At 50.2% G+C, this 24,105-nt stretch carries 16 protein-coding genes; 13 read left to right on the forward strand and 3 right to left on the reverse strand.

The window, feature by feature from the left end:
• From EKN16_RS24660 to EKN16_RS24705, 10 genes are all read left to right on the forward strand, one after another.
• Positions 1 to 4,368: a discoidin domain-containing protein gene (locus EKN16_RS24660; RefSeq protein WP_125663288.1), complete on the forward strand. Its 4,368-nt coding sequence runs from the start codon at positions 1 to 3 to the stop codon at positions 4,366 to 4,368.
• A gap of 244 nt (positions 4,369 to 4,612) precedes the next feature.
• Positions 4,613 to 6,355, forward strand: a complete 1,743-nt coding sequence (locus tag EKN16_RS24665) for a type 2 periplasmic-binding domain-containing protein (RefSeq protein ID WP_164522982.1) — start codon at positions 4,613 to 4,615, stop codon at positions 6,353 to 6,355.
• A 42-nt stretch (positions 6,356 to 6,397) separates the two neighbouring features.
• Positions 6,398 to 8,110, forward strand: coding sequence for a type 2 periplasmic-binding domain-containing protein (locus tag EKN16_RS24670; RefSeq protein WP_125663292.1), 1,713 nt, complete (start codon positions 6,398 to 6,400; stop codon positions 8,108 to 8,110).
• 75 nt (positions 8,111 to 8,185) lie between these two features.
• Entirely contained in the window at positions 8,186 to 9,082 is an 897-nt protein-coding gene (locus tag EKN16_RS24675; protein ID WP_125663294.1) for an ABC transporter permease, read from the forward strand.
• Between the two features lie 16 nt (positions 9,083 to 9,098).
• On the forward strand, positions 9,099 to 9,986 hold the full coding sequence (locus EKN16_RS24680) for a carbohydrate ABC transporter permease (RefSeq protein ID WP_125663296.1): 888 nt from the start codon (positions 9,099 to 9,101) through the stop codon (positions 9,984 to 9,986).
• Between the two features lie 98 nt (positions 9,987 to 10,084).
• A complete protein-coding gene (locus EKN16_RS24685) occupies positions 10,085 to 11,224 on the forward strand; it encodes an alpha/beta hydrolase family protein (RefSeq protein WP_125663298.1) in 1,140 nt (379 codons plus the stop codon).
• Positions 11,225 to 11,240: 16 nt separating this feature from the next.
• On the forward strand, positions 11,241 to 12,605 hold the full coding sequence (locus EKN16_RS24690; protein ID WP_125663300.1) for a sulfatase family protein: 1,365 nt from the start codon (positions 11,241 to 11,243) through the stop codon (positions 12,603 to 12,605).
• A gap of 15 nt (positions 12,606 to 12,620) precedes the next feature.
• Entirely contained in the window at positions 12,621 to 13,607 is a 987-nt protein-coding gene (locus EKN16_RS24695; RefSeq protein WP_125663302.1) for a sugar phosphate isomerase/epimerase family protein, read from the forward strand.
• Between the two features lie 22 nt (positions 13,608 to 13,629).
• A complete protein-coding gene (locus EKN16_RS24700) occupies positions 13,630 to 16,680 on the forward strand; it encodes a family 78 glycoside hydrolase catalytic domain (protein WP_125663304.1) in 3,051 nt (1,016 codons plus the stop codon).
• A 40-nt stretch (positions 16,681 to 16,720) separates the two neighbouring features.
• On the forward strand, positions 16,721 to 18,832 hold the full coding sequence (locus tag EKN16_RS24705) for an alpha-L-rhamnosidase-related protein (protein WP_125663306.1): 2,112 nt from the start codon (positions 16,721 to 16,723) through the stop codon (positions 18,830 to 18,832).
• A 457-nt stretch (positions 18,833 to 19,289) separates the two neighbouring features.
• Here the strand turns inward: EKN16_RS24705 and EKN16_RS24710 are convergent, their stop codons facing one another.
• Positions 19,290 to 20,117 carry a polysaccharide deacetylase family protein gene (locus EKN16_RS24710; protein WP_197719108.1) on the reverse strand — a complete coding sequence of 276 codons (828 nt, stop codon included), beginning with the start codon at positions 20,115 to 20,117 and terminating at the stop codon, positions 19,290 to 19,292.
• A gap of 218 nt (positions 20,118 to 20,335) precedes the next feature.
• Between EKN16_RS24710 and EKN16_RS24715 the strand changes: the two genes are divergently transcribed.
• The 3 genes from EKN16_RS24715 to EKN16_RS24725 all read left to right on the forward strand — a co-directional run bounded on the left by EKN16_RS24715 (position 20,336) and on the right by EKN16_RS24725 (position 23,066).
• Positions 20,336 to 21,232, forward strand: coding sequence for an SDR family oxidoreductase (locus EKN16_RS24715; protein WP_125663308.1), 897 nt, complete (start codon positions 20,336 to 20,338; stop codon positions 21,230 to 21,232).
• Positions 21,233 to 21,322: 90 nt separating this feature from the next.
• The gene (locus EKN16_RS24720) at positions 21,323 to 22,420 is read left to right on the forward strand and encodes an MBL fold metallo-hydrolase (RefSeq protein WP_260182434.1); all 1,098 of its coding nucleotides are present in this window, start codon (positions 21,323 to 21,325) and stop codon (positions 22,418 to 22,420) included.
• A gap of 127 nt (positions 22,421 to 22,547) precedes the next feature.
• Complete coding sequence (locus EKN16_RS24725; RefSeq protein WP_125663310.1) at positions 22,548 to 23,066, forward strand: hypothetical protein; 519 nt, start codon at positions 22,548 to 22,550, stop codon at positions 23,064 to 23,066.
• A 213-nt stretch (positions 23,067 to 23,279) separates the two neighbouring features.
• Here EKN16_RS24725 and EKN16_RS24730 read toward each other — a convergent pair whose 3' ends face one another.
• Together EKN16_RS24730 and EKN16_RS24735 are read right to left on the reverse strand one after the other, a co-directional pair.
• A complete protein-coding gene (locus EKN16_RS24730; protein ID WP_125663312.1) occupies positions 23,280 to 23,621 on the reverse strand; it encodes a DUF1801 domain-containing protein in 342 nt (113 codons plus the stop codon).
• A gap of 42 nt (positions 23,622 to 23,663) precedes the next feature.
• A complete protein-coding gene (locus EKN16_RS24735; RefSeq protein WP_125663314.1) occupies positions 23,664 to 24,059 on the reverse strand; it encodes a VOC family protein in 396 nt (131 codons plus the stop codon).
• Between the last annotated feature and the right edge of the window lie 46 nt (positions 24,060 to 24,105).

Genomic DNA, 24,105 nt, shown 5'->3' on the forward strand with positions numbered 1-24,105 from the left:
ATGTTGGTTACGACGAGATATACGATCACGAATCCTTACTTGTATGTTTCCGGCATTAACGGGATTATCGACGCCATCTCGGTCGATCCGGCCGGGACGGGCAGTTATAAAGGCAATATGATCAAAAGCGGCGGTTCGCTCTATATGAGCCTCTATAAAGACGGAGGGGAAATTACGTGTTATAGCTCGCTCGGGACGTGGGCGATAAGCGGGAGCACGCTCACGATAAGTGATGTCCCTTTCGGCTCGACGGAGATCAAAGGCGACTGGACGATTGCTTTGAGCGTGAATACACTCCACTGCAGCTACGTCATTAAGAATACCGGCTTAGCGGCGGTTCTGTTCACAAGCCCGGGCTTTAAGCTGGTTACGCCGTTCGAAAGGGACGGTTACGACGTGACAGATCCGGCGAAAATTTATTTTAGCAAATTTATTACCGAGAAGGATCAGTATATCGATATACGCAATTACAAGCGTTTAACGGAAGACGACGCATTGGATTTGTACGGAAATTGGATACACGCCTTCGGTACGAACGGGTACGATTTGCGTTTTACGCCGGATAGCGGCATTATGAGTCCCCATAATGATGCCGACAGCCAGACGCTGCGGTTCTCGAAGATCAATACCGCCAAGCACTCCCGGCTTAACCCGAGTCAACAAATGGCGAAAACGCTGAATATCGAAGTCTATGTTCCAGGAGCGTATACGAAGCCCGATGGTTATCCGACCTTTAGGGCATCCGACGCCGAGGTAGCCGAATCCTTAAATGCCATGTTCTACGAACGTTGCTTCAGTTGGCCGGGCTCCTGGGCGCCTCCTTCCATTTGGAAGGAATTGACGATGATTGAGAAATCATTCTTGAAAAGCTACGTACGGGATCAGGAAAGAGAATCGCTGTTGAACATGCAATTGGATTCGGACGGCACTGTATTTACTTGGGGCAGTCAGAAAAACTACGCGACCGGCACGAATCATGCCTTGTTCGCGAATGCCAATTACATTAACGGAAGTTGCAGATACTTCATGGCGACGGGGGATACCGATTTTCTGGGATTGATCATGCCGAAGTTAAGAGCGGCCATGGACAAGCTGTTAACCTATTATTCCGCCTCGGATAAAATTTTTATCCTGAACGACGGCATCCATCTAGGCAGCACCTATCAGAACGGTTCATCCAATCTTTGGGACGGCTTCCCGTTCGGGTATAAGGATGCCTACGACAATATTTATTGTTACGCGGCGTTGAATCGTATGGCTGAATTGGAGTCCATTGTTGGGAATGCCTCCAAGGCTTTTCAGCTTGCGAACTACGCCGCGGACGTCAAGACGGGGTACAATGCGATCTTCTGGGACGGCAACAAATTCATTCAATGCATCGATATTACGGGAGCCGTGCACGATTACGACATGACTGGCGTGAATCTGGAAGCGATCGCCAATGGGCTCGTAGATCCGGCTAGGGCGAGCTCGATTATCGATTATTTCACGAATAAAATAACGCCATCCGGCACGGCCGACGTATTTACGAGATGGGCGGTCGGACCAAGGCTATTGGCTACGGACAATCCGGTCAAGGCTTCGGGCGGTTGGTGGGTCTATCAATATGATCCTACGCTCGGGTACGACAACGTAATTGAAGCCGGAGGGACGACGCTGTGGCTTGGATATTACGAGTTAATGGCGAGAATCATCGGTAAGGACGCTGACAATGCCTACGCGAGATTGGCAACGATACTTAACCGATTTAATCAACCAGACCATCTTAGCGGCGGAAATCCATTATTCAACGGGGAAAATAATCAGCATGGCAGTGAAGGCAACGTAGGCGTGTGGGGAGAGTTTCCCGAAAGTGGCGTGTTTCCGACGATCGCTCTCTATGGCTTCATGGGAATTAAAGCGGATAAAGACGGGCTCCACATTACGCCTAATCTTCCTGCCGCGCTTACTTCCCTTGCCATCGATAAATTCAATTACTGGGGTATGGATCTGTCGATCGACGTTACAGTCTCTTCCGTCAGGATCAGAGCGACTTCCTATAGCAGCCCGTACACTTGGGCGGTAGACGGAACAACCGTATCCGGCATGTTCGATCGCACGGTCGCGATCGCGTCGGGACAGACGGTCACGCTGCAAAGAACCCCGAACGGACATCTCGATCTGACTGCTCTTCAACCGAATTATTACAGACTGAAGCTGGGTTTAAGCTCTGATATCGTAAGTAAATCGCATACATGGGAATATGTCGGCCCTAAGCCGCTGCAAAACGGCCTTAACGTCGTCAGTTTGCCCTCGTCTGGATTCGTCGGCTACAACACGACCGCATCGGATGGTACGGGCGGCGTCATCGCCGAGGTCAATTTGCCAGACGGTTCGAAGCTCTATACGGACAGCTCATGGAAGGTCAGCCGAACCGCCGAGGGGGACATCAGCGATCCCGCGTTCGATGATACGTCGTGGGCGAATGCAACCTCCTATGGCCATTACGGAGTATCGCCATGGAAAAGCTTGATTCCCGGCATGAGCGGTTCACCAGGACAGTGGATTTGGTCCGGCGCCAACAATGATGAGCTCTCCCCGGCATCGATTATCGCATCCTCGGCTTCAAGCGAAATCTACTCATCCCTGAACGCTTGGGATAACAATCCCACTTCTTGCTGGTCGAGTGCGGGACATGCCGGAGCCGCCAACACGGAATGGATTCGCATCGATTTGGGGATTGCCAGAGACGTCAGGGGGATTACTTTGACGCCAAGGCAAGATACGCCGGGAGCCGGCTTCCCGGTCGACTTCTCTATTCAAGTCAGCAATGACGGTATTCAATATACGACCGTATCGGGACACAATTATGCCGGCTATCCGAACCCCGGGGCGAGCTCGCAGGATTTTATATTTACGGATCCCACGAGAGCAAGATACGTGAGAATATACACTACCCGATTAAGTTCGATTGGCGGCAGCTATTATTGCCAGTTGGCCGAAGTCACAGTCAAGGAAATGCAATACGCTCAGTCTTGGATTGCGGCGACGAAGCTGCAAGTAAATTCCGTATCGGCGTCAAGTACTTACCCGGGATATTCGGGAAGCTTTGCTTGCGACGGAAATCTGGGCACGACTTGGTCGAGCGCGGGACATGCCGGCGAAGCTTTTACCGAAAATATTACGTTCGACTTGGGCGAAACGCAAAGCGTGGGCGCGATCGTCCTGAATCCGACGTATAACGGTAAATATTTTCCGAAGGACTTCTCGATTCAATCTTCCGTTAACGGCACGGTATGGACGACCGTACTCGGACAGAGCTATTCCGATTATCCCGCGCCGAATAGCTGCGTCGACCTTAAGTTTGTGTTCTCCGGAGCCATTCAGGCCAGGTACATTCGAATGAACGCGACGAAGCTTCGCGGCGATTCAACGGGCAACTATTACTTCCAGATTAACGAAGCAACGATATACGGAGGTAATTTCACGGCATTTGCTTCCAGCCAATTATCGTGGGGACCGCCGGGCCAAGTGACGGATAGAGACTCATGGGACTCTTTTTTCACGCTTTGGTCCAGTGACGTGCACACGTCGGCCGCTTCAACGGAATGGATTGCCATCGACATGAAAAGCGCCAGGAGCATCGATTACGTGGTCGTGCAGCCGACGTATTACGGCGATTTTTTTCCAAAGGATTTCAAATTTCAATCCAGTAACGACGGTTCCGCATGGACGGATATCCCGGGAGCATCCTATATAGACTATCCTAAGCCGGGAATCAACTTCTCTAACGTGCAATATTTCGAATTTCTTACGCCCGTATTTGCCAGGTATATTCGGATGTATGCAACCAAGCTGACGGATTACCAAGGAAACGGATGGTATTATTTCCAGCTTGCAACGATTGGGCCAATGCAGAAGAATACGGCCTATTTGCGGAAAACCTTTTACACCTCCGTTACGCCGCAAAGTCTATCGTCTGCCATGGCTTCCTCTTCGGCTGGTTCGGGTTATGAAGCTGTAAGGGCGATCGACAACAATGTCGGCACGAGCTGGTCGAGTATAGGCCATGTTACGGAAGCTGCGACGGAGTGGCTTTACGTGGATGCTGGCTCCTCGCAAACGATCAAGCAGATTTTGCTGAAACCGGGTTCAGGAGGTTGTTTCCCTGTAGATTTCAAATTCCAGTACGGAAACGAGGCGGAGAACTGGATGGATATTCCGGGTCTAAGCTATGTCGGTTACGGGGATCCGGGCGTCCTCGAGCAAAGTTATGCGATCCGAACTCCGGTGATGGCGCGTTACATTAGACTGTATATCACGAAATCGAGGGTTTCCTCGAATGGAACGTATTACGCGCAGATCGGTGAAATGAAGTTGGAGAAGTAGCGGTATGATCAGGCTTTTAGGGTCCCGAAAAGGGGATCGTAAAAGCCTTTTTGCCGAAAGGCGTCCAATCCGATTAACGAAGCTAGTAGGCCTTGAACGTTGCTGCGAAGTCGTTAAAGTATAACAGTATCACGTGATCGTGCAATCAAAAACATGCAACGAAAAGTGGATTTATTAGAATAGATACCCTCCGAAGGGGGGTGTTATGATGAGCGTGCATCTATCAATCAAGGAGGGTAATTCAGTGAAAAAGAGAAAGAGAATATCGCTTCTTCTTGTACTCGCGTTACTTCTGACCGTACTAAGCGCATGCAGCAGCAAATCGAACGATGCTGGTTCAAGCGGCAGCCCGACCACCTCATCCGCAAATCCGGAGACGGGTGCTGACGGGCAGAACGGAGAGGCTGCGGCAGGCAAAAACGAGAATGCGGCAAGTGACGGTCCCTTCTCCAAATACGAAACGCCGATTACGATGAAGTCCACGCTTGCGACGCAAGGTTGGGCGACTTTCCCAGCCGGAGAAACTTGGGATAACGATAACATCTGGCACAAGCTCATCCGTGAAACGCTTGGCATCGACGTCAAATGGGCGTGGCAAGTCGACGGCGCTCAATACTTCAACAAAGTGAATTTAACGATCTCTTCCAATGATTTGCCAGACGTCATGATGGTGAACAAACAACAATTGAACCAGTTGGTAGAAGCCGACATGGTCGAAGACATGACTCAAGCATTCGATCAATACGCCATGCCGTTCCTGAAAGAACAAGTGAAATCATCCCTTTTGTCCGCTCAGAAGACGGCTTTGTATAACGGCAAACTCATGGCGATCCCCCAGTACGCGGGCGATCCAAGAGATTCGGCGTTGACGTTGTACATTCGCACCGATTGGCTTGCGAACGTGGGTCTCCCTGAACCGAAAACGTTGGATGAACTCGTCCAAACGGCCGACGCTTTCGCCAAGAAGGATCCAGACGGTGATAAGAAGTCCGATACCTACGGCCTCGGATTGCTGCCCCTCTATACCGGCGGGGGATCGTTAACGGGATTCTTGAATGGGTATCATGCTTACCCCGCTATCTGGGTTCCCGACTCATCCGGCAAGCTCGCGTACAGCAGCACGCTGCCCGAAATGAAAACCGCGTTGGGACGGCTTCAGCAAATGTACAAGGACGGCTTGCTCGACAAGGAATTCGGAACGAAAGATTTTAACCGGTTAAAAGAAGACGTCATCGCCGAGAAAGTCGGCATGTTCTACGCAACGACGTCCGAATCCGCAACTATTCTCGGCGAGGCGATGAAGAAAAATCCGAAGGCGCTCTGGAAGGCACTGCCTCTCGTGTCGATCGACGGCCAACCAGCGCGGCCGAGCGTTCCGATTACCGGAGGTGCATTCTTCGTCGTGAAAAAAGGCTATACGCATCCCGAAGCCGTTCTGAAAATCATGAATTTGTTCGTCACCAAAGTATACGGCGAAGATGGAGCCGGGAAGGGCGCGGATAGCAATTACGCCTGGAAAGATAATGGCAAATATGCCGTATTCCCGCAGTCTCCCATTCAAGCGTATGTCAAGGATTTCAATTACGTGGCCGTGAGGGACGCGTTAAAGAATAATGACGGCTCCCAATTGCCGGAAAACTTAAAGAAAACGTACGATCTGGTCAAATCGACCGACGGCACCGAGGTCAACGAAGGGAAATGGCAGCAATGGTGGATTTATCAAACCAACGTCAGCCCGTTCGAAGTTCGCGCTAATTATCAGAAGGACCCGAATTTCACGATCGTGGACAGCTTTTACGGCGGGTCGACCAAGACGATGGAGGAGAAAATGTCCACTTTGTTCACGATGGAATTGGAGACGTTCGTCAAGATTATTATGAATGCCGCCCCATTGGACGATTTCGACAAATTCGTAGCCAATTGGAGCAAGCTCGGGGGGGAGCAAATCACGAAAGAAGTCAACGAATGGTACGTCAAAAACAAATAAGCAAAAAGCAATTTATTCGCGTTAACTTGGGGAGGGACTTCAGTGAACAAAAGCAAATTCATACCGGTTTGGCTTGTCGTCGCCTTATTGCTGACCGTTCTTAGTGCCTGCAGCAGCAAGTCGAATGATGCGGCACCAAGCACCGCTGGTAATTCCGAACCTAGCGGAACGGCATCTTCGAACCCAACGGAGCAAGCGGGAGCCAAGGACGGACCTTTCACCAAATACGATCCCCCGATTAAGCTGTCATCGACTCTGATGACGCAGGGCTGGGCCTCGTTCCCGGCCGGACAATCGTGGGATAACGATAATCTGTGGCACAAGCTGATCAACGATACGCTCGGGATCGACGTGAAGTGGGCTTGGCAAGTCGATTCCTCCCAGTACAACAACAAGATGAACGTCACGATCGCCTCCAACGATTTGCCGGACATCATGGCCGTGACCAAGCAGCAGTTAAATCAACTTGTCGATGCGGATCTGGTGGAAGATATGACGAAGGTTTTCGACGATTACGCCATGCCGTTTCTGAAGGAACAAGTGAAGTCGTCGTTAATGCCCGCTCAGAAAATGGCGCTGTATAATGGGAAATTAATGGCGATTCCTCAGTATTCGGGCGATCCCAGAGATTCCGCGTTGACCTTATATGTCCGTACCGATTGGCTCGCGAATGTAGGGCTATCCGAGCCGAAGACATTGGATGAGCTCGTCAAAGTGGCGGAAGCGTTCGCAAAGAACGACCCGGACGGCAACAAGAAAAATGATACGTACGGTCTTGGATTGCTGCCTACTTTCGCGGGCGGAGGGTCCATGACGGGCTTCCTGAACGGATATCATGCTTATCCCGGTATTTGGTTGCCGGATTCGTCCGGTCAATTGGTTTATAGCAGCACGCTACCCGAAATGAAAAACGCGTTAACTCGTCTTCAAGTGATGTATAAGGATGGCTTGCTCGACAGGGAATTTGGAACGAAAGATTTTAATCGGCTGAAAGAAGATGTCGTTTCCGAAAAAGTAGGCATGTTCTACGGAACGATATCCGAATCCGCCACCGTCCTGATCGATGCGATGAAGAAAAATCCGAAAGCCAAATGGAAAGCGCTCCCACTGGTGTCGGTCGACGATCAACCGGCCCGTCCGAGCGTTCCGATTACCGCGGGCTTGTTCTACGTCGCGAAAAAAGGCTTCGCTCATCCCGAAGCGATCCTAAAAATTATGAACTTGTTCGTCAGTAAAGTATACGGGGAAGATGGCGCGGGCAAAGGCGCGGAAAACAAGATTTATGCTTGGGTGGACAATGCCAAGTACGCCGTATTTCCACAATCTCCGGTCCAAGCCTACGTCAAGGATTTCAATTATGAGGCGGTCAGGGACGCGCTCATTAGCGGCGACGGGTCGCAATTGCCCGAGGAATTAAAGAAAACGTATGACATGGTGAAAGCGAGCGACGGAACGGACATGAACGGTTGGCAGCAATGGTGGATCTATCAAACCGACGTGAGTCCGTTCGAAGTACGAGCAAATTATCAGAAGGATCCGAATTTTACTGTCGTGGACAGCTTTTACGGCGGATCGACGGCAACGATGGATGAGAAGGCGGCAACGCTTGCCACGATGGAAAGCGAGACCTTCGTCAAGATCATCATGAACGCTGCTTCGTTGGATGAATTCGATAAATTCGTAGCCAATCGAAGCAAGCTTGGCGGCGAGCAAATCGGCAAGGAAGTCAACGAGTGGTACGCGCAAAACAAATAAGACGTCCAAAGCGGGAGGGGAGGGGAAGGGAAACCCCTTCGCCCTTCTGCTTGAATTGGAAATGGGGAGTGAGGAATGAAAAAAAGAAGTTTGCGACTAGAAGTCCCTTTTCATCTCATGTTGTTGCCTGGAGCGCTTCTCGTCTTTATTTTCGCCTATGCTCCAATGTTCGGAATTATCATCGCCTTTCAGAAGTATTATCCGACCAAAGGTTTCTTCCACTCTGCATGGGTAGGACTGGACAACTTCCGATACATTTTTATGCTTCCGAATTTCGGGAGGGTCATGTGGAACACGGTGTATATCGCGTCGATGAAAATCATCCTGACTTTAATTATTCCTGTGCTTACCGCCTTGCTCTTGAATGAAGTAAGGAAGCAGTTCTTCAAACGGATCGTACAAACATTTATTTATTTGCCGTATTTCCTATCTTGGGTCATTCTGGCGGGCATATTGATGGATGTCTTATCCCTGGACGGCGTCGTCAACCATTTGCTAGGTTTTATGAACATCAAGCCGATATTCTTTCTCGGCGATAACAAATGGTTCCCTTGGACGCTGATCGCATCGGATACCTGGAAGCAGTTCGGGTTCGATACGATCATCTATCTGGCAGCCTTAACGGGCATAAATCCGACATTATACGAAGCTGCCGTTCTGGACGGTGCGGGGCGATGGAAGCAAACGCTGTATGTTACCCTTCCCGGAATTTTGCCGATCGTCATTCTCATGATGACGCTTAGCCTTGGGAATGTCCTGAATGCCGGGTTCGATCAGGTGTTCAATTTGTACAGCGCTCCGGTAATGGAGAGCGGAGACATCATCGACACGATGATTTACAGAATGGGGCTGCAAAATTTCCAATTCAGCGTGTCCGCGGCGCTGGGCGTGTTCAAGTCGGCCGTGTCTTTCGTATTGATATCGGTTTCCTACTGGTGCGCCTATCGTTTCGCAAATTATAGAATTTTCTGATTGGAGCCATGTGACCATGTTGCACAAAATGTCATGGAGCAAGCGATCGTTCGTCCTCGCGAATTATTTAATGCTATCCGTGTTAGCCGCGCTCTGTTTCTTGCCGATCCTGCACATTCTGGCGATGTCTCTTAGTTCCAAGGTGCAGGTGTCGGCAGGCAACGTCTTTTTCTGGCCTAAGGAATTTACGATCGCTTCTTACCGATACGTGGCTTCCCAAGGGCAATTTGTTACGTCGATGATCATTACCCTGAAACGGGTCGCTCTCGGCACGTTAGTCAACATGCTCCTAACGCTGCTGATCGCTTATCCTCTATCCAAGGAAACCCGGGAGTTTCGGTTTCGTACCGCGTACGTCTGGTATTTCGTGTTTACGATTCTTTTCGGTGGCGGCCTGATTCCTTGGTATTTAACAATTAAAAACCTCGGACTGCTCGATTCGATCTGGGCGCTGGTGCTTCCGGGTGCCGTGCCGGTGTTCAACGTGATTCTATTATTGAATTTTTTTCGGCGGCTGCCCAAAGAACTGGATGAATCGGCGAAAATCGACGGCGCGAGCGAGTGGACGATTTTACTCAGAATTTATACGCCGCTGTCTATGCCGGCTCTGGCGACGATCTTGCTGTTTACAATAGTGGGTCACTGGAATGCCTGGTTCGACGGGTTGATTCTTATGAACAGCCCGTCGCATTATCCGATTTCCAGTTACTTGCAAACGGTTATTACAATGCCAGATCTATCCAAAATGCAAGATCCAGAAAGCGGGAAGCTGCTTGACTTCATCTCGGATCGGACGGTCAGGGCCGCGCAGGTGTTCGTCGGCATGCTGCCGATCTTGCTCGCCTATCCGTTCTTGCAGAAGTATTTCATCCATGGCATCGTGCTGGGAAGCGTAAAAGAATGAGAAATAGCATACGAATTGCCGACTTGGGGGAGGCAGCGATGAGACCGTTCTGGTGGGATGTTGATTGAGGATACGGACGAAACGGGGATAGGAGAGCTATGAAGAGCGAACGCTACGTCGGTCCATGGGATCTTGCAGGGTTGAGTCAGGTTCCTGACATGCAATGGGAAGAAGAGACTGAATATTCGGCATACTCCTTAACCCGACTTTCTTATGCGAACGAGTCTTATCAAGGACGGGATACGCGCGTGTTTGCCTATTATGCGCAGCCTAAGCAAATGGAAGGTCCTATTCCGGCAATCGTCCTCCTGCATGGAGGCGCTGGCAAAGCGTTTCCCGAGTGGGCGGGCCAATGGGCGGAAAGGGGATACGCGGCGATCGCGATGGATTTGTTTGGAAACGGGTCCGACGGGGATCGGATGAGCGACGGGGGCCCGAATCAAACGAATGAGGAGCTTTTTTTCAACATATCGACGGAAACCGTAACCGAGATGTGGCCTTATCATGCCGTCGCGGCGGCCATACGCGCGGTGTCCATCTTGGACGACAGACCGGAAATCGATGCCTCGCAAATCGGCTTGATGGGCATTTCCTGGGGCGGCTACTTGGCGGAAATCGTCGCGGGGCTGGAATCGCGGCTTAGTTATGCCATTACGGTGTACGCCGGTGGCTATTTCGAACAAGGCTCTCACTGGGCAAACGAGATGAAGCGAATGAGCAAGGAGCAGCTCGGCCTATGGAATGACAATTTCGAGATTAGCAGGTATGTTCATCAATCTAGGATTCCGATGATGTGGGCGACAGGGACGAATGATACGTGTTTTCCGTTGGACAACTGGCATAGAACCTATAGAAGCGTACAGGGAAAAGCGACGCTGAGGTTAATCAAAGATTGGCAGCATGGTTACCACGAGCCTTGGGGAACGATGGAGTTTATCGCCTATGCGGATTCGAATACAGGGAGGGGCACCCAATTGGCGATTACGCGATCATTCGGCGTAAGCGACGGGGTTGCGTGGGCTGAATATGAAACTGGGAGCCCAATCCAATTCGCAAAGCTTCTGTATACGCAGGATGATGGGGATTGGCAAACCAGGCGATGGCAAGAGGTTGCAGCCGATTTAAACGCAAGGGCGAACCATGCAAGCGCTGCTCTCCCTGATGGAACGACTATCTTTTGTTTTATCCTCGAGGATGAACGCGAACTAATCGTTAGCACTGAATTAGTATGGGTTTAAGAGTAGGGGGGATTCGATGCAGCCCAATGTGATTATGCTGGTCGCCGATGATCATCGGCAGGAAAGCATCGGGGGCTATGGCAATGAACAGGTGCGGACGCCTAATCTAGATCGACTGATGCGGGAAGGCACCTCTCTGCAACGGACTTATACGATGGGAGGGACTTCCCCTGCGGTATGCGTTCCGGCGCGGGCGGCTTTGCATACGGGAGTAAATTGGTTTCGGGCTTCCAGCGCTCCCGAGGCTGCTGATTACCATGACGTCATGACGATCAGGCCGGAACTGGAAACGCTGGGCTTCCAGCTTAGAAAAGCAGGATACCATACGTTCGCCGTCGGCAAATGGCATAACGATAAGCGGAGCTTCTCGGAGAGCTTTGCCGATGGAGCGAAAATTTTCTTCGGCGGAGATGGCGATCCAATGCGTCTGCCCGTGCAGGACTATGATCCATTAGGACAATTCGCCGATACGGAGGCATATGTGGACGGACGTTTTTCAACGGATATGTTCGCCGATGCGGCAATAGATTTCATCGATCAATATGATTCGCCACAGCCTTTCTTCTTGTATGTGGCTTTCACTTCACCGCACGATCCGCGCACGCCCCCTGAGTCGTTCGCAAACTCGTATTCACCAGAAGAGATTCGACTGCCGGCTAACTGGATGCCTGCTCATCCGTTCGATAACGGTGAGATGGAAGTACGGGACGAAAAGCTTGAACTTTGGCCGCGTGACCGCAGTCGAATTCGTAAGCATATCGCGGATTATTACGGCATGATCAGCCATATGGACTTCAAGATCGGCCAAATTTTACAAGCCCTTAACGATAAAGGCCTGCGCGAACATACTCATATCGTATACACGTCCGACCATGGGTTATCGCTTGGACAGCATGGTCTTATGGGAAAACAGAATCTCTATGAGCACAGTGTTCGTATTCCGGTGATATGGAGCGGACCGGATATACCGAAGGATCACCGAATAGAAGCGTTGACACATCAAGTCGACTTGTACCCGACAATATGTCGGTTGGCTAGCGCAGTCATTCCGGATGATCTAGACGGCTACGATCTGCTTCCGCTCATCCGGTCAGAAGTATCATCTGTTCGTTCGGAGGTTGTCGCGGTATACCGCAGTTGCCAAAGGATGATTTGCGATGGCAGATGGAAGTTGATCCGTTATTATGCAATACCCGAGCATTCGTTAGGCACGAATTGCCTGCAGCTATTCGATCTAGAGAACGACCCTATGGAGACGTGCAACCTTGCCTTTAGGTACGAACAGAGAGAGAGGATTGCGGATCTAATTAGTCGATTAAATCTATGGATGGCGGGGAATGGAGATCCATTGGCAAACGAACGATTCGAAATTCAATATTAATAGGAGTGATCATCAATGAGTGCCAAATATTCGGTTATTTTGTCCAACGTAGGTTCCTGTTCAGATCGTTACTTAACGACGGGTTACGAGAAGCCGTATTCGATCTCCGAGCTATTCGAACGGGTGTCGAAAATTCCGCAAGTCGGCGGGGTGGAATTGATCGGGACATGGCACGTGACGGACAACAACGTTAAGGAAATTAAGCGGCATCTGGACGAATATGGGCTTAAGCTCGTTTCTATTATTCCCGATCATTTCGGCCAAATGAAATGGAAGTATGGAAGTTTCGCTTCCAAAGACGGCGCCATTCGGGATCTGGCGGTCGCCCATACGAAGGAAATGATAGATGCGGCTGTCGAGCTGGGTGGAAACCTGATCTCGTTATGGCCGGGTCAAGATGGTTATGACTATCTCTTCCAAGCGGATTATATACAAGAACGCGATTGGTTCGCGGAAGGAATCAAAGAAGTGTGCACCTATCGGCCGGATGTCAAAATCAGTCTGGAATATAAAGTGAAAGAGCCCCGCACGCATAGCTATTTAAGTACCGTCGCCACGTCTCTCCTTATCGCGCAAGAAATCGGAACGGATAACATCGGGGTTACGATCGATTTCGGCCATTCGCTGAACGCGTACGAAACGCCGGCCGAGTCGGTGGCCTTGCTCAAGAAGTACGGGAATAAGCTTTTTCACGTCCACATGAACGACAACTACCGTCATTGGGACGACGACATGATCGTAGGAAGCGTCCATACGATCGAGACTCTTGAATTTTTCTATTGGCTGAAGCGCACCGGTTACGACGGATGGTTGTCGATCGATCAATATCCATACCGCGAAGACGGGTTGGAAGCCGTTCGCGAGGGCGTGAACGCGATGGAGGATTTCGTGAATCTCGTCGATTCCATTTCGACCGGAGAAATCGAAAGTTTAATTCGCAAGGGCAACTCACCGGAAATTACCGCCTATTTGCGCAAGCTGCTGCTATCCGCGCGTAGTTGATTATTCTAAAGGAGAGACAAACATGCTTACGATAAGCAAGATGATGGTGGATTACGAGGTGAATCCTCTGGGAATAGATGCCGCTAACCCGGCACTAAGCTGGCAGCTGCGCTCGGATCGCTCGACGCAGTACCAGAGCGCTTACCGAATTCTCGTTTCGTTAAGCTCGGAAGCGTTGGATCGCGATATCGGTGACTGTTGGGATAGCGGACAGGTGGTATCGGGCGAGTCACAGCACCGGATTTACGAAGGCAATCCGTTTCAATCGGGAACCCGGTATTACTGGAAAGTAAAAGTGTGGGATGAAGAAAGCAACGAGAGTGAATGGAGCGACTCGGGCTGGTGGGAAACGGGGTTATTGTCTCCATCCGATTGGCAGGCGAAGTGGATCACCGCTCCATTCCTACCCGATCCTCAGCCGGAGCCTGATCTTCTTCGAGATATCCCGGTCGTCTGGGATCCGCAGGCTCGTCCGAACGAGGATAAGGAAAACTCCCGCAGATATTTCCGGTTATCTTTCGCAATCGACGGGGAATTGCCTGAAGAGGCCAAGCTGCATGTTTATGCGACCGATTCGCTTTACATCCATGTGAACGGAGAAGACGAAGGACTTTATTATCCTTATATGCAAGCTGTTACGCTGGACATTGCCGATTTGCTGCGAGAGGGGAGCAACCTGATTGCTTGTGCCGCGGACGGTGAGCATCCCGGCTTCATTGCGGCATTATCTCTTCGTTATAGCGACGGTCGCGCAATGTTGCAAACGACGGAATCGAATTGGAAAACCTTCGATATCCCTGAAGAGGGTTGGATATCCCACGATATGGATGACTCGCATTGGCGCTCGCCAGTTTCGATCGGTCGATTCGGGCATGATTCCTGGGAGGTATATAAGCGGATTTTGTATCCGGTTAACAAAGCTTACGGGCCTTGCCCTCGGTTCCGCGCGCAATTTCGCGTCGACAAGCCAGTACTAAAGGCAAGATTATATATTTCGGCTCTAGGAATCTATCAAGGTTACTTGAACGGGCGGCAAATCGGCAACGACGTCTTTGCTCCGGGTTGGACCGATTATCGTACACGGATACCTTATCAAACTTATGATTTGACGTCATTGATTCAAGATGGAGACAATTCGCTCGAGGCGATCGTCGGTTCCGGCTGGTACGCGGGCAATTTGGGCATATGCGGACCTTACCATTACGGGAAAAAGGTGGGCTTGCGCGCCCAGTTATTATTGGAATTTAGCGATCATACCCAAGAAGTCATCTTTTCGGATACCGATTGGCAATCCGCCGAAAGCCCGGTCGTCGCTGCGGATATGTACATGGGTGAGACTTTCGATGCGCGGAAGTTAATGGCGCAGCCAGAATGGCAAGCTTCACTGCTGCACGAAGAGCTGCCTGGAGGCTTGATGTCGGCGCAACAAGGTCCACCGATTCAGCGGATTGAGGAAATCGTTCCGAAATCCATCGTCAGGCATGACGAGCGAACGTTCATCGTCGACTTGGGACAGAATATGGTTGGCTGGGTTAGATTGAAGATGCAAGGCGCGGAGAGTGGTAAGAAAATTCGCATTCGTTACGCCGAACGGCTAGAAATGGACGGAAGTTTGTACAGGGCGAATTTGCGCACCGCTAAGCAGACGGACGTTTATATCGCTGGCGGCGGCAACGGGGAAGAAAGCTATGAGCCCAAGTTTACTTATCACGGTTTTCAGTACGTGGAAATCCAAGATTATCCCGGCGAATTGACGGCTGATCAGATCACGGGAATCGTCGTTCATTCGGCCGCGGATCCCGTAATTGACATGGAAACCTCGAATCCATCAATTAATAAGCTGCTGGACAACATCCGTTGGAGCCAGAAGGGGAATTTCTTTGGCATTCCGCTAGATTGCCCGCAGAGGGACGAGAGACTAGGTTGGCTCGGAGATGCGCATGCCTTCGCCAGGACCGCCACCTACAATATGAACGCGGCTGGCTTCTATACGAAGTGGCTAACGGACATCCGCGATGCCCAGGCGGAAGATGGCGCGATTCCCGATATTGCTCCGTTCGTGGAGCACTTTGGATACGGGCATGTGTTTTTCGCCGACGGCGGGGTTATTATTCCTTGGATCATGTATCAGGTGTATGGTGATACGAGGTTCATCGAGACGAACTATGACGCGATGGCGCGATGGATCGATTGGATGATCAAGGATAGCGACGAACAGTTGATCCGGAAGTCTGAATCGTTCGGGGATCATCTCTCACACGGGGCAGACACGCCGCCTACATTGATCAATGCTGCGTTTTTTGCTTATAGCGTGCAATTAATGGAGAAGATGGCTCTCATCGTCGGCAAGCGAAGCGACTCCGAAAGCTATGGAGAGCTTTTCGAGCGATTAAAATTGTCTTTCCAGAAGCGATTCGTCCGGGATGACGGCATGATCGAGAGCGAAACGCAGACGGCTTACGTGCTCGCGCTGAAGATCGGATTACTTCCCGAAGAGTTGATCCCGCTTGCGTTTCGGAATTTACTCGACGATATTCGCGAGCGCGACTGGCATTTGACGACGGGCTTCATGGGTGTTAGCTATGTGCTTTCGGAGCTGGCAGAGCGGGGAGAGACAGATGTGGCATATCGATTGCTGCTTCAGGATACTTTTCCGTCGTGGTTATATTCCGTGCGCAACGGAGCGACGACAATCTGGGAGCGCTGGGACGGCTGGACGAACGAGAAGGGCTTCCAGGATCCGGAGATGAATTCGTTTAATCACTATGCGCTCGGATCAGTCGGGGAATGGATATATCGGTTCGTGGCGGGCATAGACCTACAGGACGGAATAGCGGGTTATCGGACGTTCAAAATTCAGCCGCGTCCGGGTGGAGGGTTTACCCATGCGAGCTGCCGATACGAGACGCTGTACGGAACCATCGTCAGTTCATGGAGGATCGAGAATGGAATATTCACTCTCCATGCGGAAGTTCCCGTGAACACCGAGGCATTGATTATGCTTCCCAAGTCGGGCAAAGGGATCACTGTCGGATCAGGCAAATACGAATTTAGTGTGGCCGGATGGGCGTAACCCGCCCGATCGGCCATCGACATAGAGGAGAAGAACTCGAATGAACATCGGAAAGAATCAGGCAACTTGGATCTGGTATCCGGACGACTACGAAATATGGCTTCATCGGAAGGTATCCGTTCTCAGGCAGTATAAAGGGTATATTTGTCCGCCATCGTGGCGATTGGACGATGCCTATACAAGCGTTAAATTCCGTAAGACGTTCCATTTAGATGCGCCCGAGACGTTAACGCTATCCGTTCAAGGGGAGTTCGTGCTGCTGATGGACGGGAATATGACTCCGATTCCTTACGAGCGGAAACCGATCACTTCGGTTGTTATTCCGGCAGGAATGCATGAGCTGACGATTAACGTATACAACGAGCATTACGTTCCGGCGATCTACGCATCGGGCGAAAGCTACATTACCGACGATACGTGGGAAGTGACGGCTCTCGACGGAAAGTGGGTCAATGCGGCATCCTCTTCGCAATTTGACGAAATCCATCATCCGCCGAAGGAATTTCCGTTTTCGTACGAAACGTTTGCTCCCGTCCAAGTCGAGGATATCGAAGGGGGGACCTTGCTCGATTTCGGCCGCGAGTCTTTTGGTTATCTGAACTTTACGGACGTAACCGGCAAAGGGACGATTCGTCTCACCTACGGCGAATCCCGTGAAGAGGCGATGGCAGGCGAGCTTTCGGAAACTTTCGACGATCTGCCGGTCGAGGGGGACGCGAAGGCGATAGCGGTAATCAAGACGCCGGTCACTCGGGCATTCCGCTACGTGTACGTCAAGTCGGACGAGGGGATAACCTACTCTCGCGCCCTGCATGAATACGAATTTTTACCGATGGAAGCTCAAGGCTCGTTCCGCAGCTCGGACGACACGCTGAATCGGATATGGGATGTTTCCGTTCATACGATTCGCCTTACGATGAGAGAGTTTCTATACGACGGGATCAAGCGGGACAGATGGGTTTGGAGCGGCGATGCGAATATCGGATTGATGATCAACAACTACGTGTTTTTCGAACAAGACTTGGCCAAACGGACATTAATCGCGTTGCGAGGAAAAGACCCGGTCTGTACTCATATCAATACGATCATGGATTTCACGTTTTATTGGTTTCTGAGTTTGCGTGATTATTATGTTTATACGGGCGATCTGGCGTTTATTGAGACGAATTATCGTAAAATGCTGTCGCTGATGGAGTTCTGTTTGAATCGGCGTAACGAAGAGGGCATGATGGAAGGGCGTCCGGAAGACTGGGTGTTTATCGATTGGGCGCCGATGGATTTGCGCGGGGAGGTCAGCGCTGAACAACTTCTGTTCTGTCGAAGTCTGGATACGATGGCGCTATTCGCCGAGAAGCTGGGAGATACGGACAACCTGGAGCGTTTCGGCGAACTCGCTGCCGGTCTGCGGCGAAAGATTTTCGACGTGTTCTGGGACGGGAAGGAAGGCGCGTTGCTTCACGGCCGTCATCAAGGCGAGGTTAACCGGAGCGTTCTGAAGTATCCGAACATCTTCGCGACGAAATTCGATTATTTGGACGCAGAGCAGAGGGAATCCGTCAAGACCAAAGTGCTGCTGAACGACGACGTACAAAAAATCAAGACGCCGTTCATGAGATTATTCGAACTCGAAGCCCTTTGCCTGCTAGGCGAGCCCGAGCATGTACTTAGCGAAATCCGGAGCTATTGGGGCGGCATGCTCGAATTGGGCGCGACATCGTTCTGGGAGGAATACGATCCGACGCTTCCCGCGGACGAGCAATATGACATGTACGGCGATAAATACCGCAAAAGCCTTTGCCATGCTTGGGGCGCGGCGCCGAATCTGCTTCTTGGCAAATACGTGTTGGGCGTTCGGCCGCTAGAACCAGGTTATACTCAGTATATCGTAGAGCCTCGTCTGTGCGATCTCGAATGGATCGAGGGTAAAGTTCCGACTTCGAACGGCGATATTGAAGTGTTTGGGAATAGCTCTACGATCCGCGTTCGGACGAACGAAGCGGGCATAGGCACTTTACGGATTCATGCGCATTCGCGCCCTCGAACGGACGACGGAGAGTTGATGCTTGCCGACGATGGAATTTACGAATTGTGCCTGTCCGAACCGAACCGACTTTACGTTGTTCATATGGATGTGGAAACCGGCGACGCTTAGCATGCAGGGCTTCCGCAGGAAACTTTCGAATCCTTAGTCGGAGTTTTTCGTTCTATAAGTCTAAGTCTTGCAGGTCTATTTCACTTCCGATTATGGGCATACTAAGCCCGTTCGACGCTATTCTGGCGGATGATCGCACTGGTAATCTAGAACTTCCGCTACCCCAAGATAAGATTCAGGATCTGCTCACTCTTTGTATGGGGCAATATAATGCCGATAACCCGGGGGTAGCAGAGTTTTGGAGTAAAATAAGGAACTTGGAAACTTCTCCATCTTAGTTTTAAGCAGCTGATTGATAAGCTAAGTTGGTAATAGCTTTTGATCATGAAATGGAAGCCCCATTACGATATGTAGTGGGGGTTTCCTGTTTTCAAGAGTTTTATAACCAACAAACGTGCATTTAAAATAGGACGCTGAAGCGTATCTTATAGGAGTCGTTGATATCTATTGACCGTGCTTACTGCAAGGGATACTGCTCTAAGAGAACAAAACGAAAGCCGGCTTTTTGGAGCTTCGGTATGGCTTTCATCACACCCTCTGCGGTATCCTTCTCCGGATGATTCATGTGACCAATCACGATGGAGCCATTCTTTGCTTTCATCAGAGCGGCTTCTACCTGCTTCGTATTATATGTAGCGCCAGCATCGCCGAGAAGGTTGTAATTAACGGGCTCTAAGCCCAAATCTTGAACAATATGAATGGCTACATCATCGTAATAGGCGGTTCCAGAGCGGAAGTAAAGCGGTCTACGGCCCGTTAGTTTGGCGATTTTCTCCTCATTCTTACTTACCTCATCAACGACAGCAGCCACATTCTTCGTACCCCGAATACCATAAGCCGCCTTACCTGTAACGGAGAGCGGGCGATGCTCATAGCCATGATTTTCAATTTCAAATAACGGATTTTTGGCTAGCTCTAGGAAGATCGCCGGGTTGGCGTCGATCCACCGAGCATTCACGAATAATGTAGCTGGGATTTGCTCGTGAATGAGATAATCAATCAGCTTCTTATCATAGCCGCTCCCCTTGGACCCCCCGCAAGCATCAAAGGTCAAGGCGATCACTTTATCCTTCTTGTTTAAGTGGGTTAAGTGGGTTTTAACACCAGGAAGGTTCTCTCCCCACTTCTTGGGCTTGATTTGCTCATAGCGTTGTAATAGGAGTTGTTTCGTCTGATCTGGAGAGGTTGAGCCAGACGATGCTGCCGTCATTGGCGCAGCTGATAAGGCGGCCAAGGAAGCAGTGAGCAGAACCAGAAGGTTAAGAGAAATTATTATTTTTGGCACATGGAGAGCTCCTTAGCAACTATAATTTGGAATTTAATGCAATTAGGGTCCATATTATCACTGTATGATGCCAGCTAGCAAACTGCCAAGGGCAGTAACATTAAAGAGCATATTCGCTTGCTGCCATTTGCTTTTCACGGCTGGATAAAGTTATATGTAAATAGGAGAATTCTAGGGTCATCTAGCCTTCCAATTGATAGATAAGGGGAGTGAGCGTAATGACAACTAAGGATGTAACCAAATTACCTGACGTACTGGGTCAAAAGCAGCGGATAGCCGTTGTTACTGGTGCAAGCGGTGGAATGGGAAGGGCAACCGCAGCGCTTCTCGCAGCAGAGCATGGGATGAAAGTCTTTCTGCTGGCGCGCAGCTTGGATAGAGGACATGCAGCGGTTAATTATGTGAACAGCAAGAGCGGCCGGAAGGATGCGGAGCTCATACTGGGTGACTTGGCCTCATTTGCAAGTATTCGGACTGCTGCTAAGCAGCTAGCTGAGCGTACGGATCATATCGATGTACTCGTTAACAATGCGGGTGTCGTTACCTTGAAGCGAGAAGAAACAGAGGATGGCTTTGAACGACAGCTTGGCGTTAACCATCTGGGCCATTTTCTCCTAACGGGGTTATTGCTGCCCTTGCTTGAGCAAAGTGAAGCGGGACGTATTGTCGTCGTATCCTCTGGCGCACATAAGATCGGGCGGATGAATAATGAGGATATGGATATGAAGAAAAGGTTCACCATTTGGAATGCTTATGGTCGTTCGAAGCTGGCTAATATTTGGTTCGTGAGGAGGCTCGCTTCACGCCTTGCTGGATCGCATGTTACTGTGAATGCCCTTCATCCAGGTGCGGTTTCTACGCAGATTGGCGTGAACCGCGCAACGGGATTCGGCGGGTTCGTTCATAAGCTGCTGCGGCCGTTCTTCTTATCGCCAGAGCAAGGCTCGGCTACAGCCGTCTATTTAGCCAGTTCTCCCGAAGCTGCAGGTGTATCGGGCCAGTATTATTACAAGTGCAAACCATCAGGGATATCTAAGCGAGCTGCTTCTGAGGGGGAGGCCGAGCGCTTCTGGAAGTGGAGCGAAGAGGCGACGGGCTTTCGTTGGAGCAAATAGGAATGTGCAGCGGATAGGAATTATTATGCCACAAACAACAAGATAACTACTGGGAGGGAATGCGCCATCATCAGCTTTCTAATTACTGTATTGATCATCGTTGTACTCATTATTGGCGTTTATCTGTTTATGAAGAGCTATCCTGCTTTTGGTGGGAGGCCCTCCAGAGAGCAGCGCAGCAGAATCGAGCAATCCAAGTCCTTCATTAAGGGTAAATTCGTGAATCAAATCCCAACCTCCACGGCATCAAGCCCCAAAGAAACAGTGAAGATTTTGCTTGAATTTATGAAGGGTAATCCGAGTCGGAAGCCTGCTAAGGCCATAGCTGCGGAGCCACTAAATTCGCAAGAACTGTTTAAAGTGGAAGCCGGTAAGCCAGCAGCAGTCACCTGGTTCGGCCACTCTACCCTGCTGCTGCAGTTGAATGGGAAGACATTATTCATCGACCCGATGCTGGGACGTGCGCCATCACCCTTTCCGGCAATCGGAGGGAAGCGGTACAGCAGCAATCTGCCTATCGAAATCGAAGATCTTCCACCGATTGATGCTGTTCTAATCTCCCATGATCATTACGATCATCTGGATTATGGCTCCATTAAGAAGCTGAAGGGGAAGGTGAGGAAGTTCTTTGTCCCACTTGGCGTGGGTGCTCATCTGGAGCGATGGGGAGTAGATCCGAATAGGATCGAAGAGCATGATTGGTGGGATGAGTTTGAATTTGAGGGTCTCACACTGGCTAGTACGCCGGCTAGACATTTCTCAGGCAGAAGCCTGACCGATCGCAATACGACACTATGGTGCTCATGGGTCATACTTAGTCCAGATACGAAAATCTTTTTTAGTGGCGATAGTGGCTATGGACCTCACTTTACAGCTATCGGGGATAAATACGGACCCTTCGATCTGACCTTAATGGAATGTGGTCAGTATGATGAGCGATGGGCTACGATACATATGATGCCAGAAGAAACGGTACAAGCTCATTTGGATGTGAAAGGGAAGGTAATGATCCCTATCCATTGGGGCGCCTTTACATTAGCTCTGCACAGCTGGATAGACCCTGCGGAGCGAGCAGTGAAGGCCGCTAGAGCTCAGAATGTGTCTATTAGCACACCGAGGATTGGCGAGAAAGTCCTTGTCGGAACGGCTCGATTTCCTGCTTCAGCTTGGTGGCAATCGTACGAATAAGCTGCGCGACGGCGCCAGCCGTTTTTTCTTATATGCAAAGTTAAATCTGTAAATTCGTAACATTCCTTCTCTTCGGTTCGTTTGTAGTAGTGTAAGACAATGGAAAGAAGAGAAGGGTGGAAGGGATATGAATAAGAAATTAGCTTTAGTTGCAGTAGCTTTAACGACGACATTAATCTTGGGCGCATGCGGCAACGATAATTCCAATACGAAGAAATCCAATACAACACAAAACACAACAGGCAACGCAGCAACAACAAACAACACAACAAAGGGAAATGGTCAGGAGCTGGCTAGCATTCCGGTTACCATCAATGATATCGAAAGCAACCTCAAGGTCGGATCGGATCAAAGCGAGGTTACGAAGCTGATGGGTGACAAGCATGAGGTTGTGAAGTCCGCGGATGGCAATGTATGGCGGTTCGATATTGGATTAAAAGGGGATTATACGTACGCCAACGATAAGACAGATCCCGATCGTGATAGTATCGTCAACGGAACGGTTCCGCTGCAGGTCTTCTATTATTTCGATAAGGATGGCAAATTAGTTAGCTACGATGCTTATCAGCCAGGTGTGGCAGGCAGCAAGGATCTTAGCGTATACCGGATGTCGAAGGACGGAGCTAGAATAAACGCAACGGTGTAATAAGGTAGAATAAGAAGATGAGGCTGTTCCAAAAGGTCCAAGACCTGGACCTGGGGACAGCTTTTTTTGCGCAGTTAGTTATACAGTATACGACGTCTAGCCTACGGGTATGCCGGAGGATAAGAACATATATCCATAATAAAACCGCCAATTGTATCTGGCGGTTTTTCGTTAATCAAAAGCCTTATTTATGTACATAGCGTCAGAGTGCACTTATAACGTCGAGGCCGCCTGACTTACTAGAGACGACAGTTGATCAGTATCGACCGTCTGGCCTTGTCGCAGCTTTATTGTCTTTCTTTCGGGAGGACCGTCGAACATTCCTTCTGGAAGCACAAGCTCACTTGCGTTAAAGATCGTAAAGCTTACCGCGTCTTTCGACGTTGAAATGACGGCGGCGTATTTTCCATTTTTCAAAAAATGGGGTTTCTTGTACTGGATGCGCTCCTGTACCTCTGGAATCGACTGGTGGACAACCTCGCGAAGGCGGGAGCACAGCTCCCCTTGCCAAGATTCCTTTATTGCTTCAATAAAATCTGTTACATCTTGGTTCATCGGTCATTCTCCTTTTAAGCAAATGGGGTTTTCTTTATAGTCTTATTGCTTGACGATCATCCACGTAACGCCGAATTTGTCGACGACTTCGCCGTAATAGGCTCCCCATGGCTGAAGATCGAACGGAAACTTGATCGTACCACCCTCACCGAGATTCGAGTATGCCTCTCGGGCTTCGGCTTCGACGTCGTAAGTCAGGGCAATGGTGATGCTGCGGCTACCGTTTACTGGTTCGAAGGAGTCGGACAGGAATAACGTATTTGCTCCGGCAACCGTCAGAACCATGTGCATCACTTTATCCTTGACCGCTTCTGGCGTGTCCGGCATCTGGCCGAACGTCATGATGGAATGGATCTCCCCTCCCAGAGCCTGTTTATAAAATCCAGCCTGTGTTCTTGCATCCTCCGACATAATATAGGGGTTTAACTGTGCTCCCATGTTCAACAACCTTTCACTTTAGTTTTTTTGAAATAGACCGGGTGTT

The sequence above is a fragment of the Paenibacillus baekrokdamisoli genome, assembly GCF_003945345.1.
In the GTDB taxonomy this organism is placed as follows: domain Bacteria; phylum Bacillota; class Bacilli; order Paenibacillales; family Paenibacillaceae; genus Paenibacillus_Z; species Paenibacillus_Z baekrokdamisoli.

Bases quoted from the DNA above. Each gene is read 5' to 3' on its own strand.
- EKN16_RS24685 (WP_125663298.1), top strand. From the start codon at position 10,085: ATGAAGAGCGAACGCTACGTCGGTCCATGGGATCTTGCAGGGTTGAGT.
- EKN16_RS24660 (WP_125663288.1), top strand. From the start codon at position 1: ATGTTGGTTACGACGAGATATACGATCACGAATCCTTACTTGTATGTT.
- EKN16_RS24675 (WP_125663294.1), top strand. From the start codon at position 8,186: ATGAAAAAAAGAAGTTTGCGACTAGAAGTCCCTTTTCATCTCATGTTG.
- EKN16_RS24695 (WP_125663302.1), top strand. From the start codon at position 12,621: ATGAGTGCCAAATATTCGGTTATTTTGTCCAACGTAGGTTCCTGTTCA.
- EKN16_RS24730 (WP_125663312.1), bottom strand. From the start codon at position 23,621: ATGAACCAAGATGTAACAGATTTTATTGAAGCAATAAAGGAATCTTGG.
- EKN16_RS24725 (WP_125663310.1), top strand. From the start codon at position 22,548: ATGAATAAGAAATTAGCTTTAGTTGCAGTAGCTTTAACGACGACATTA.
- EKN16_RS24735 (WP_125663314.1), bottom strand. From the start codon at position 24,059: ATGGGAGCACAGTTAAACCCCTATATTATGTCGGAGGATGCAAGAACA.
- EKN16_RS24715 (WP_125663308.1), top strand. From the start codon at position 20,336: ATGACAACTAAGGATGTAACCAAATTACCTGACGTACTGGGTCAAAAG.
- EKN16_RS24705 (WP_125663306.1), top strand. From the start codon at position 16,721: ATGAACATCGGAAAGAATCAGGCAACTTGGATCTGGTATCCGGACGAC.
- EKN16_RS24680 (WP_125663296.1), top strand. From the start codon at position 9,099: ATGTTGCACAAAATGTCATGGAGCAAGCGATCGTTCGTCCTCGCGAAT.
- EKN16_RS24700 (WP_125663304.1), top strand. From the start codon at position 13,630: ATGCTTACGATAAGCAAGATGATGGTGGATTACGAGGTGAATCCTCTG.
- EKN16_RS24690 (WP_125663300.1), top strand. From the start codon at position 11,241: ATGCAGCCCAATGTGATTATGCTGGTCGCCGATGATCATCGGCAGGAA.